The sequence below is a fragment of the Shewanella sp. Shew256 genome (assembly GCF_002196695.1).
Lineage (GTDB): Bacteria > Pseudomonadota > Gammaproteobacteria > Enterobacterales > Shewanellaceae > Shewanella > Shewanella mangrovisoli.
Map to the genome: position 1 here is coordinate 159,500 of NZ_NAJR01000008.1, position 12,554 is coordinate 172,053.

The following is a 12,554-nucleotide window of genomic DNA, read 5'->3' on the forward strand; positions in this document are numbered from 1 at the left end:
AACATAAAGCATAAGTGAGTCCAAAGCGTGAACCCACAAACTCTAAATCCAGCCTTGGATAAGGCTGCCACGCCAAATCCCGCTTTGGCGGATTTACAAGATATTATTCTCCCCGACCCGATTGGGGCTTGGCCATGGGCCATAGGTTATTGGTTAGCACTCGCTATACTGTTAGTTTTGTTGATTGCTGCGATTCTTTGGCTCAAAAAACGTGCCGCCTACTTAGCGCCTAAAAAAGCCGCCCAAGGTTTATTTTCAGCACTTGATCCTCATTCGAACCAGTATCCCTCTGACGTGAATCAGCTGTTAAAGCGCACCGCCTTAAGTTATCTGCCAAGGGAAGTGATAGCGAAACTCGACGGCTCCGCGTGGGCAACTTGGTTAGATAGCCATTTGCCCGCAAAGCAGCGTGGCCGCATTGGGCCTTTATTAGATAAACGCCACCAAGCGAAACCATTAAGCGCCGGGGAGGCCCTTGAGTTACAGGCCCTGGCCCGCAGCTGGTTTGCCTCAAAAGCCAAATTAAGCGCACCGATAATGCACACTGCTGCAAACCAAAACCCGACGCCGTCAGCAGCAATAACACCGACTCCAGCTAAGCCTGCGGAGGAGCAATGTTAACAGTCGCATGGCCTTTGGCATTGATTTTACTGCCTTTACCTTTTATTTTTTGGCGTCGCCAAACGGTGCAAGCCGAAGGTGGCCGCCTGCAATTGCCCGGTATTAGTCAAACGGGCAAGGCCAATATCACTAGCCACAGTCGCCAAAGCCGCAAACGTTATTGGTTAATGTGGAGCTTGTTAGTGCTTGCTATCGCCCGCCCACAATGGCTCGGCGATCCGGTTGAACTGCCAAGCCAAGGGCGGGATCTGATGCTAGCGGTGGATTTATCCGGCAGTATGCAGATTGAAGATATGGTGATTAACGGCAAAGTGGTCGACCGTTTTACCCTGATCCAACACGTGGTCAGTGAGTTTATTGAGCGTCGCAAAGGTGATCGTATCGGTTTGATTTTATTTGCCGATCACGCCTATCTACAGGCACCACTCACCCAAGATAGACGCTCTGTCGCCCAGTTTTTAAAGGAGGCGCAGATTGGCCTTGTCGGTAAACAAACGGCGATCGGCGAGTCGATTGCGCTCGCGGTCAAGCGCTTCGACAAAATGGATGAGAGTAACAGAGTATTGATTTTATTGACTGACGGATCAAATAACGCCGGTAATATCGATCCTGAGCAAGCAGCCCAAATCGCCGCTAATCGCAAAGTGACGATTTATACCGTGGGCGTGGGTGCCGATGTCATGGAAAGACGTACCCTGTTTGGTCGTGAGCGCGTCAATCCGTCGATGGATCTCGATGAAAACCAACTCAAGCATATTGCCGATGTTACCCATGGCCGCTATTTCCGCGCCCGTAATAGCCAAGAGCTGGAACAGATTTATCAAGAAATTGACAAACTGGAGCCCGTGAGTCGCGATCAACTCAGCTATCGTCCTCAAGCGGAGCTATTCTATTGGCCACTCGCCCTCGCGCTGCTCACCAGTATTTGGATAGCCTTGGGTCAGTTATCACTGTTTTCGCGGACTAAAAACCCTGTTCCATCAGCAACACCACGGGGGGATGTTCGTTAATGAGCCTACATTTTATTCGTCCAGAATGGTTACTCGCCCTGTTGCCACTCACCATCATACTGTGGGGGCTATGGCGTCAACACCAGAGTAACAGTGCTTGGAACCGCTATATTGCGCCACATTTGGCCAAAATATTGGTCACAGAGGGCACGCAAAAATCCCGTCGACCACTGCATATCTTGGCTTTCACTTGGGTGATTGCCACCTTGGCCTTAGCGGGCCCCGCCCTCAATAAGCAAATTTTGCCCGTTTTTGCCGCCGAGCAAGGTCGAGTGTTGGTGATGGATATGTCTATCTCCATGTTTGCCACCGATCTGGCGCCCAACCGCTTAACCCAAACCAAGTTTCGAGCGACGGATTTGCTCCGCGGCTTAAAAGAAGGCGAAACCGGCCTTATCGCCTTCGCTGGCGATGCCTTTACTATAAGCCCGCTCACTCGAGACACGGGCACGCTGCTTAATTTATTGCCCACCTTAAGCCCTGAGATTATGCCCGTGTTGGGCTCAAACCTAGCGACAGCCCTAACCCAAGCCAAGAATCTACTGGCACAGGGCGGGCACTTACGGGGTGATATTATTGTGATGACAGATGGCATTACCCCGAGGCAATTCGATGAGGCTAACTCAGCCTTAGCTGGTAGCCAATATCGGCTCGCGATTATGGGATTTGGTAGCCCCCAAGGCGCACCAATCCGCTTACCCGATGGCCAATTACAGCGGGACAGCAGCAATGAAGTGGTAGTCGCCAAAACCGACTTTGGCTTACTGCGAAAATTAGCCGATAACCATAATGGCATCATGATCCCCAATCGTGCCGATGGTCAGGATCTAGTGCAGTTGCAACATTGGTTAAGCGACAGTGGCGATGCCAAGGCCACGGATCTCGATGGGGAAACCTGGCAGGATCTCGGCCCTTACCTCACCTTACTCTTACTCATCCCTACCCTGCTGAGCTTTAGGCAAGGCATGCTCGCCAACTGGCTACTGATGGGATTGACTGGCCTAGTGCTCGGTGCTGCGCCGCAGAATGCCCATGCCAGCGCATGGGACTCGCTCTGGCACACCCAAGAGCAACAGGCGATGCAGGCCTATCAAGCCGAGGATTACGCCAATGCCGCTCAACAATTCGAAACGCCACAATGGCAAGGCGCTGCGCAGTACAAGGCGGGCGAGTACGAACAGGCGCTAAAAAGCTTTGAGCAAGATAGCTCTGCTAATGGCCTGTACAACCAAGGCAACGCGCTGATGCAACTCGGCAAACCCGATAAAGCCAAGGAGCGTTATCAGGCCGCACTCGACAAGCAGCCCGAGTTCCCACAGGCCAAAGCCAACCTTGAGTTAGCAGAGAAATTGCTGAACCAGCAACAATCGCAGCAAAATGCTGACAATCAAGATAAGCAGTCTCAGGGCGATAAAAACCAACAGGGACAGAACCAGAACGATCAGCAGCAGGGGCAAAACCAGCAGCAGGGAGAGCAACAATCCTCGCAACACGACCAAGCTCAAGATCAGTCTCAAGAGCAGCAGTCCCAACAGCAAAATAATCCTGACCAAGCAGACGAAAAACCGTCGCAGGAGCAAGAGTCTTCACCCGAGCAGAATAATCCTGAGCAAGACGCACAGGATAAACAGCAAGCGAGTGATGATAAAGCCAAGCAAGAACAGCAAGATGCACAGCAGGAACAACAGCAGGCCGAGCAACAAGCCAATCAGCAAAACCGCGCCGATAACAATGCTGAAGATAAAGAAGATCCAGCCAGCAACGAGGCCAAAATGCAGGCACAGGTCGAGGATGATAAGTCCAAAGCCAAGCAAGAACAGCAACAGGCCGTAGCGTCAAAAGCGGATAAAGAGAAACAGTCACAGGCGGATAACAACCCAGACACCGCTGTTGAGTCTGTTGAAGCGCCGCCGAGCAACAGCGAGCCTTTGCCCGCGGAAATGCAGCGAGCACTGCGGGGCGTGAGCGAAGATCCACAGGTGTTGTTGCGTAACAAGATGCAACTCGAATATCAAAAACGCCGTCAAAATGGCCAAATATCAAGGGATAACGAACAGTGGTGATCAGACAATTTTTTATCCTCCTCACGCTTTACATCGCGGTCATTCAGCCCGCCTTTGCTCTGAGCAAACTCGAGGCGTCGGTCGATCGTAATCCGGTGATGGAAGGAGAGTACTTTGTGCTCAATGTCAGTGCTGACGATGAAGTCGACACGGGTAAACTCGATACCTCTATCCTGCTTAAGGATTTCATCGTGGGTCGCACCAGTGTGAGTCGCAGCACCCAGATAATGAACTTCGATGCGGTTAAAGAGACCCGCTGGCAAGTACTGCTTGCCCCAAAGCAAAAGGGCCAACTCACGATTCCATCCTTTAGCATTGATGGCGTCAGCTCCGCCGAAATCCCCCTCAAGGTCGTCGAAGCGGGCGCACAACCTGAGCAGGCCAAGAATCTGTTTATCGATGCCAAAGTCTCGACCGATGAGGCCTACGTCGGCCAACTTATCACCTATAAAGTAAAGCTTTATCTTGCGGTCGAACTGCAACGCGGTGTGCTCAATGCCCCCGTTATCGAAGGCGCGCAGATTAAGCAAATTGGCGAAGACAAAGACGGCTCAGAGATCATCGAAGGCCGTCGTTACCGCGTGATTGAGCGCACCTATGGCATCATTCCCGACTTACCCGGCCAAGTGAACATCAAAGGCGCGACCTTTTCTGGCGATGTATTAGTGGAATCCCAACGCCGTGGCGGTATGTTTGGCTTTAACGAGAGCCGGCCAATGCAGGCTGGCGCGCCTTCCTTAAGCATTCAAGTCGAACCTGCGCCAACGAGCTTCCAAGGCCAATGGCTTGTGGCCGATTTAGTGGCCTTAAAAGAAAGTTTTCCTGAGGATGTAAAAGAGTTTACCGTCGGTAGCCCCATCACCCGCACGCTTACGTTATTGGCCTCCAATGCCGATGAAAATAGCTTGCCGGATATCGTGCAAAACTTGCCGCCTGAGCTCAAATCCTATCCCGAAAAACCCCAGCGCCAGAGCTTTGTGCGCGACGCGCAGATAGTGTCACAGTACAGCATTACCTCGGCCATAGTCCCCAGTAAGGCGGGCACTTTTATCTTACCCGAAGTGAAAGTGCCTTGGTGGAATCCGCATCTTAAACGCCAAGAAATAGCGACCCTACCCGCCCGCACCATTCAAGTAAAAGGTGGCGCCGTGGTCGATACCCCCATCGAACCCAACTGGCAGGCAAATACCAGCACGAACAGTGAAAGTCATTGGAGCGCGAATCTGTTCGCCCTGCTGTGGCTGGTGACATTAGTTGCTTGGGCCGTCACTTTTGTCGCTTGGCGACGCGCGCTTAAGCGCCAAGCAACGGTCAATACACAAGTCACAGCGCAACCGCTCGTTCTTAGTACTGGCCTTAAGGGGTTAGAGCAAGCCTGTGCTAAAGGTAATGTCAGTGATATTTTGCAGCAATTGCAGCAATACTGTAGTGAGCAGGCCGCTCGCCCTATGACACTCGATAAAATTGCCGCGCAGTCGAGCGAGTTAGCAGAGGCGATTCGTCAGTTGCAAGCCTTAGCCTACGGCGGTAAAGCCAATAGCGATGCCCAACTGGCAAGCGCGGTAAAAGCATTGTTAAGCGCGGTGAAAAGCGGCAAGTTACACCCCATGGCGCAGCAATCCACGCCATTACGCCCGTTGAATCCTAATGGTTAAACTCGACGGACAAATCGACGCACGGCTTAATCGAATAAGTAAGGTGTAATCTTTTGAATCGTAAAATAAAAAGAAAATATCGAAAAAATGTTTGCTAACTGGCGAAAGAAATCCGTCGAGCCTGCGGTCTCTTCTGACATGCTGAGCAAACAACGACGATACAACAGCCTAGTCAAGGCGCTGCACGCCGATATCTTCCGCTATGCCTTTTGGTTATGCGGCGATAAGCAGGTGGCAGAAGACATCACCCAAGAAACCTTCTTGCGGGCATGGCGCTCTTTAGATTCCCTACAGGATGATAAAGCGGCGAAGGCTTGGCTGATCACGATTCTGAGGCGCGAAAATGCCCGTCGATTCGAGCGCAAACAATTTGATTACGCCGATGTCGAACAAGACAGCTTAGAAGATCACATTGCCTCCAGCACGGAAGAGCAAACCGAGCAGTACTGGTTAAGGCGACAAATCGCTAAGCTGGATATTGAATATCGGGAGCCCCTATTGCTGCAGTTAATCGGTGGCTTTAGCGGTGATGAAATCGCCCAACTGTTGGACTTAAACCGCAACACTGTCATGACGCGCTTATTTCGGGCGAGGAACCAATTGAAAGAACTACTTGAGAAAACCGATGTGAGAGGTCAATCCAATGGATGAGCTTAAATTTAGGCGTCAAGCTTATGAAGATCCTCATAATCAAGATCCCGAGTTTGTTGCGCAAATGCAAGAGAATGCCGAATATCAGGCGTTCGTCGCAGAGCTTAAGGGCCTCGATGCCAAAATCACTCATGCGTTAAAAGTGGATGTGCCAGAGGACTTGGCCGACAAACTTATTCTGCGCCAACAATTGCAGCAGCACCATAAACAGCGCCGACAAACGGGCTTTTTAGTCGCCATGGCCGCGTCGATTGCCTTTATTGTGGGGATCAGTTTCAGTTTATTGCGCTTAGGTCCTGTCGATTTAGCCGAGCATGCCTTAGCCCATGTTTACCATGAAGGCGTAGCCTTGCAGGTAGACCAAAATGTCAACTTTAGCCAAGTGAACGCGCAGCTCGCTTCCTTAAAAAACCTCGGCCACGCTAAATTTACTGAGCAGCCCGGTAAGGTCTACTACACCTCTTACTGCGATTTTCAAGGGGTTAAGAGTCTGCACTTAGTGCTGCAAGCTGAAAAGGGGAAAGTGACTCTGTTTATTGTGCCCATCGAAAAACGCATGGTGCTGGATAACACCTTTGCCGATGGTAAATATCAGGGCATGGGCTTTGAGGCCGGTGATGCATACATTTTGCTTGTGGGTGAAGATCAGACTGACCTTAGCTTCGTAAAAGACGAAATCAAGAACACCTTTATCTAACCTATTAATAGTAAATCCTTTCTTTTAACGACCTCCGATCTTTTCTCATGCTCGGAGGTCGGATTTCGATCACATCTTTATCTACTAATGGGTTCTTGCTCAAACATCTGGTAGCATGCTTGCCACTTTGAATAATAACAAGATGGGATAAAGACAATATGACGATTGAAACTCCGATTTTAATCACATTTGTTGGCTATTTAGTATTGATGATGGGCATAGGATTTTGGGCTTACCGTGCCACCGATACTGTTGATGATTATATTTTAGGCGGCCGTAAAATGGGCCCCGCCGTAACCGCGCTCAGCGTGGGCGCTTCCGATATGTCAGGCTGGTTGCTCTTAGGCTTACCTGGCGCCGTTTACTTAGGCGGCTTAGGCGAAGCATGGATTGGGATTGGCTTAGTGGTCGGCGCTTGGCTGAACTGGTTGTTTGTGGCTAAACGCCTGCGCATTTACACCCAATTAGCAGACAACGCCCTCACCCTGCCCGACTTCTTCGAGAAGCGTTTTCACGATAAACAGGGTTATCTCAAACTCGTCTCTGCGGTCACGATTCTGGTGTTTTTCACCTTCTATGCTTCCTCCGGCATGGTGGGAGGCGCCATTCTGTTCGAAAAAGTCTTCGGCCTCGATTATAACGTTGCCTTAGTGATTGGCTCGGCCATCATTGTGGGTTACACCTTTATTGGCGGTTTTTTTGCCGTGAGTTGGACCGACTTCTTCCAAGGCTGTTTAATGCTAATAGCCCTGCTGATCATCCCCTTTGCGGTGTTCTCGCACCCTGAGAGCCATGCGGGAATCGATTCTATCGATCCAGCCATGTTGGCACTGATCAGTGATAAAACCACAGTGATTGGCTTGTTATCACTGCTCGCATGGGGACTGGGTTATTTCGGTCAGCCCCATATTTTGTCGCGCTTTATGGCCATTGGCAGCGCCGATGCACTGCCGCTGTCACGCCGTATCGCCATGAGCTGGATGATGTTATCTCTCATCGGCGCGTTAGCCACAGGCTTAGCGGGTTCACTGTATTTTGCCAATCAACCCTTGGCCAATGCCGAAACCGTGTTTATTCATTTAGCCCAAGCCGCCTTTAACCCTTGGATTGGCGGATTACTGATCGCCGCAATTCTGTCGGCCATTATGAGTACCATTGATTCGCAGTTGTTGGTGTGTTCGAGCGTGATCACCGAGGACTTTTACCGCAAGTGGTTGCGCCCTCAAGCCGACGATCGCGAGCTGATGATGGTAGGTCGTATGGGCGTGCTGGCCATTGCCGTGATCGCGGGGATCATTGCCCTGAATCCTGAAAGCAGTGTATTAAGTCTAGTCAGTTATGCGTGGGCAGGTTTTGGTGCCGCCTTCGGCCCTGTCGTACTGCTATCACTCTTCTGGAAGCAGTACAGCCGTAACGGAGCGATTGCGACCATTATTGTCGGCGCATTAACCGTGGTAATTTGGAAACAACTGTCTGGCGGGATCTTCAACCTGTACGAAATTTTACCCGGATTTGTGTTTGCGATTATTGCTGGTGTCATCGTCAGTAAAATGTCACGCCCTGCCGAAGCCATTACCGCAGAATTTGAGCAATTTAAATCCTCGTTATAACAGCTAATTTTCTGTCCCTAATTGTAAAAAGCGTACATGTGTACGCTTTTTACAAATTGTTTAAATTTATTAACCTCCTCCTCGTTACAAAATATTAACCTCAATTAAAACTTCCTTCCCCAATAAAAACCAAAGATACCAAGCATCTGGCCCGACCATTCGTTCATGCTAAAGTGCGACCCTGTTTTAATTAACTGTTAATTAACAAATTTCAAATCTGGTCGGACTTGTTGAGGTTACACACAATCCCTACCATGCCGAAGATTATAAAAGGATTTGCGCCTTGTTCTGGCAACTAGGACCGAACAAAATCCAATACCAAAATAATGAGAGAATAATAATGAAATCATTCAACAAGACACTGCTTGCCGTTGCCGTTGCACTGGCGAGTTCACAAACATTCGCATCAGGTTTCCAATTAAACAGCCAATCAGCCACAGGTATGGGCCGTGCTTTTGCTGGTGATGCAGTCATCGCCGATAACGCCTCTGTGTTATCTCGTAACCCAGCAGCAATGGCACTCTTTGATAAAGATGCAATCTCTTTTGGCCTAACCTATGCCGATATTACTGTTGACGTTAAAGACGTTAACTTTGCTGGTGGCGCCTATGACTTAGGCAGCATCGACGATGCGGGTAGCTCTAAAGTTATCCCGAACATTTTCTACATTCATCCAATCGACGATAAATTCGCCGTAGGTTTTGCGGCATTCTCTAACTTCGGCACAGGTACCGATGCCAGCTCACTTTCGAAGAATTTGCCAGCAGGCTCACCAGCACCTTATGACCTACTTGGTGAAACTGAAGTCACTACAGTTAACTTCAACGCCAGCGTGTCATACCGCATCAACGATATGTTCAGTATCGGTGCGGGTCTGGATGCCGTCTATGGCGAAGGCCGCTTAACCCGTAATATGGGCACTACGCCTCTGGTTGACGTAGACGCTGATGGTTGGGCGTTTGGTGGTATCGTGGGTGCCACTGTTGAATTAGATAAAGATAACCGTTTCGGTATCAGCTACCGTTTCAGCCCAACGGTTAACGTTAAAGGCGACATCAATACTATCACCACGAAAGATTTATCTGCTGTTGGTTTAGGTTCAAAAACGATGCTCGCTACAAGCTTTGATAGCTTAGATGTACCGTTAGCGGATATTTTCCAAGTTGCAGGCTTCCATCAGATCACGCCTAAGTTTGCACTGCACTACACTGCGCAGTACACCCAATGGGGCAACTTTGATCAAATCACTGCCAAAGATGGCGTTGCCACTATCATGCCAGGCCAAACGGGTGCTGGTACTCAACTGCAAGCTGGTGATGTCGCACTGAAAGAATACCAATGGAAAGATTCATGGTTATTCAGCCTAGGTGGTACTTACACCATTAACGAACAATTCACCGTTCGTGCGGGTTACATGCATGACCAAGGCGTTGTGGACGAAATCAGCTCGATTTCATTCCCAGACTCTGACCGTAACTGGTTCACAGCGGGTATGAGCTACCACCTCAATCCACAAAACACCGTTGACTTCGGTATCGCATACATTAAAGGTGAAGAAGTTCACCTGATCGAAAACAGCGCAATCACAGGCCCTGTGAACGCGGTAACTGAATCAAGCGGTATGTACTACTCAGTACAGTACAGCTACCAGTTCTAAGCTGTTTCGAACTCAAAAAAGCCGCATTTTTGCGGCTTTTTTGTATCTTACGTATTTATTGCCTAAAGTTAATCCATCCCCCACTTAAACTGTCACCCTTATGGCAAAAGTCATTGGACTTGGTGGTATTTTCTTTAAAAGTACTGATCCCGTCGCGTTAGCCACTTGGTATCAAAACCATCTGCAAATACCAATTGAAAACTGGGGCGGCGCCGCCTTTTATCACAACGATAAACCGACCCCCGGTTACCATGTGTGGACCCCTTTCGACCATAACACTAGCTATTTTGCCCCGACGGATAAGAGCTTTATGGTCAATTTTATCGTTGACGATCTGGAGCAGGCCCTACAGCAAGTCTCTCAGGGCGGCGGTAAACAGATTGGGGAGATTGAAGACTCGGAATTTGGCCGTTTCGGTTGGTTTATCGACCCCGATGGCAATAAAGTCGAATTATGGCAGCCAAGTCCAACGCCGCCCGCGAATTAAGCTGTTCAGTTATAAGCCACTTTGCAACAACAGCTTTTCAATCCTGAATAGCAGCTGAGCATTTAGTATTAAGCGCTCAGCTTTGCGCCTTCGCCTATGCCCAAAATCATCTAATTGCAGTATGGTAGCGAAAGGCATCCCATCGAGAGAATCAGTTATGCAAAAGAGTTACTTACTCCCCGCCCTCGTGCTTGGCGGTTTTTTATGTGCAGGCATGGTCTATGTAGGACAAAGCGCCAGCTCGGCGCTGTTAGAGATGAAAGCCCTAGAGCGCACAGTCACAGTTAAAGGGCTGGCCGAAAAGGAGGTGAAAGCCAATATCGCCATCTGGCCGATTAACTTCACCGAAGTCGACAATAACCTGCCTAAACTCTACGACACAGTGCAACAAAAAACCGACAGAGTGGTTGCCTTTCTCAAGGAACAGGGGTTTAGCGACAACGAAATTACAGTATCACTGCCGACGATAGAAGACAGGCAGGCCCAAGGCTACGTCGACCCGAACGTGAGGTATCGTTACTCGGCTAAGGTGAATCTTTCTGTCTATACCCCACAGATTGATTTAATGCTCAGCACGCGTAAGCAAATGATAAATTTGGTTAAAGAAGGCATTGCCATCGGTAGCCAAGATTATGAAAACCGCACCGAGTTTTTATTTACGGCGCTCAATGATGTGAAACCGACCATGGTGCAGGAAGCGACGCAAAATGCGCGGGAAGTGGCCGAAAAGTTTGCCAAGGACTCACAATCGCGTCTGGGTAAGATTAAGAGTGCCAGCCAAGGCCAGTTTACGATTTCCGATCGTGACAGCAGCACGCCTTACATAAAACAAATTCGCATTGTGTCTACGCTGACCTATTATTTAAACGACTGATATTTAAAGCAGGACAAGGACCTAAGAGTGATGACATGGCGATTGATGTAAGGGAAGATTCATTCGCCGTTTCCCTATATTAGCGAAACCGATTACATTAAATTTTTCTAATAAATATTGATTGCCTAATCAAAACAACTCCATTAGAATTTACTCATGAATTATTTTTGGGATGATTTGGTATGGCTGCAATCTCACGTACTCTATTCACATTATTCGTTTTTTCCCCCTTCGCCACCCAGGCTGCGCCCTTGGCGACCCTCGAGGTGATGAGCAAACCGTACGCGAATTGGGTGACCTTAGACGCCAGTATCGAGGCCGTCAAAGCGGCTACTGTCTCGGCGCAAACCTCAGGGCGTATCGTTAAGCTCAACTACGACGTTAATGATGTTGTGCCAGAAGGCGCGGCATTACTCGAGATCACCAGCAAAGAGCAAGGCGCAGAACTGGCAAGCTTCGAGGCCGATCTCGCCAAAGCCACAGCCCTGAATGTGGAGGCGCAGGCCCAATACAAACGCTATAAAGAACTCTTCCCACAAGGCGCGATTTCAAAAGGTGCCATGGATGAAGCGACCGCCAATGCCAAGGCCGCCGAGCAAGCCGTGAGTGCCGCCAAAGCCCGGGTCATCAAAGCCACTGAATCCCTCAAATATACTGTGGTATCGGCGCCGTTTAGCGGCATTGTTACCGAGCGTTTAGTTGAGTTGGGTGAAACCGTGAGTGTCGGTCAGCCACTGCTATCGGGGTTTTCACCGAGCCAAATGCGCGCTATCACCCAAGTGCCACAGCGCTATATCCAGCAACTGAAAAACGCGCCTGAGTTTATGGTGCGCTTAAGTGATGGCCGTGAACTCACCTCCAAGGACCTCACCATCTTTAGCTTTGCCGACCCAGTGAGCCACAGCTATCAGGTACGGATTAACCTGCCAAAGGATGAACCCAACCTGCAACCCGGTACTTGGGCCAAGGCGCTGTTTAAAAATGGCGAGCGGGAAAAAATCCAACTGCCGACCTCGACGCTTATCACCATGAATGAACTTAGCAGTGTCTACCTGAAAAAAGGCGAGCAATTTGTGCTCACCCAGGTGCGCGTCTCTGAGCCCGTCGGTGGTGAAGTAGAAGTCCTCGCGGGACTGCGAACTGGTGATATTGTCGCCATGGATGCTTACCAAGTGTTGCTTGAACAAAAGCAATAAATTCCCTAGCGATATCAACTTGATGAGGTTGTT

General features: G+C 49.6%; 11 protein-coding genes. All 11 read left to right on the top strand.

What is annotated here, in order from left to right; all coding sequences use genetic code 11:
• The first annotated feature begins 27 nt into the window (after positions 1–27).
• Positions 28–621 carry a DUF4381 domain-containing protein gene (locus B5P39_RS15720; protein WP_088212192.1) on the top strand — a complete coding sequence of 198 codons (594 nt, stop codon included), beginning with the start codon at positions 28–30 and terminating at the stop codon, positions 619–621.
• Positions 615–1,631 (top strand): vWA domain-containing protein, encoded by a 1,017-nt coding sequence (locus tag B5P39_RS15725; protein ID WP_088212193.1) that lies wholly within the window; start codon positions 615–617, stop codon positions 1,629–1,631. Before B5P39_RS15720 ends, B5P39_RS15725 begins: the two co-directional genes overlap by 7 nt.
• Positions 1,631–3,694 carry a VWA domain-containing protein gene (locus B5P39_RS15730; RefSeq protein ID WP_088212194.1) on the top strand — a complete coding sequence of 688 codons (2,064 nt, stop codon included), beginning with the start codon at positions 1,631–1,633 and terminating at the stop codon, positions 3,692–3,694. The genes B5P39_RS15725 and B5P39_RS15730 overlap by 1 nt, the downstream gene beginning before the upstream one ends.
• Positions 3,688–5,349, top strand: coding sequence for a BatD family protein (locus tag B5P39_RS15735; RefSeq protein ID WP_088212195.1), 1,662 nt, complete (start codon positions 3,688–3,690; stop codon positions 5,347–5,349). The genes B5P39_RS15730 and B5P39_RS15735 overlap by 7 nt, the downstream gene beginning before the upstream one ends.
• A gap of 87 nt (positions 5,350–5,436) precedes the next feature.
• Positions 5,437–6,000, top strand: coding sequence for a sigma-70 family RNA polymerase sigma factor (locus tag B5P39_RS15740; protein WP_088212196.1), 564 nt, complete (start codon positions 5,437–5,439; stop codon positions 5,998–6,000).
• Complete coding sequence (locus B5P39_RS15745; protein ID WP_088212197.1) at positions 5,993–6,697, top strand: DUF3379 domain-containing protein; 705 nt, start codon at positions 5,993–5,995, stop codon at positions 6,695–6,697. Before B5P39_RS15740 ends, B5P39_RS15745 begins: the two co-directional genes overlap by 8 nt.
• A 158-nt stretch (positions 6,698–6,855) precedes the next feature.
• On the top strand, positions 6,856–8,307 hold the full coding sequence (putP, locus tag B5P39_RS15750; protein ID WP_088212198.1) for a sodium/proline symporter PutP: 1,452 nt from the start codon (positions 6,856–6,858) through the stop codon (positions 8,305–8,307).
• Positions 8,308–8,647: 340 nt separating this feature from the next.
• A complete protein-coding gene (locus B5P39_RS15755) occupies positions 8,648–9,964 on the top strand; it encodes an OmpP1/FadL family transporter (RefSeq protein WP_088212199.1) in 1,317 nt (438 codons plus the stop codon).
• A gap of 100 nt (positions 9,965–10,064) precedes the next feature.
• Positions 10,065–10,451, top strand: coding sequence for a VOC family protein (locus B5P39_RS15760; RefSeq protein WP_088212200.1), 387 nt, complete (start codon positions 10,065–10,067; stop codon positions 10,449–10,451).
• A 157-nt stretch (positions 10,452–10,608) separates the two neighbouring features.
• The gene (locus B5P39_RS15765) at positions 10,609–11,325 is read left to right on the top strand and encodes an SIMPL domain-containing protein (RefSeq protein ID WP_088212201.1); all 717 of its coding nucleotides are present in this window, start codon (positions 10,609–10,611) and stop codon (positions 11,323–11,325) included.
• A 182-nt stretch (positions 11,326–11,507) separates the two neighbouring features.
• Complete coding sequence (locus B5P39_RS15770; RefSeq protein ID WP_088212202.1) at positions 11,508–12,521, top strand: efflux RND transporter periplasmic adaptor subunit; 1,014 nt, start codon at positions 11,508–11,510, stop codon at positions 12,519–12,521.
• The last annotated feature ends 33 nt before the right edge of the window (positions 12,522–12,554 follow it).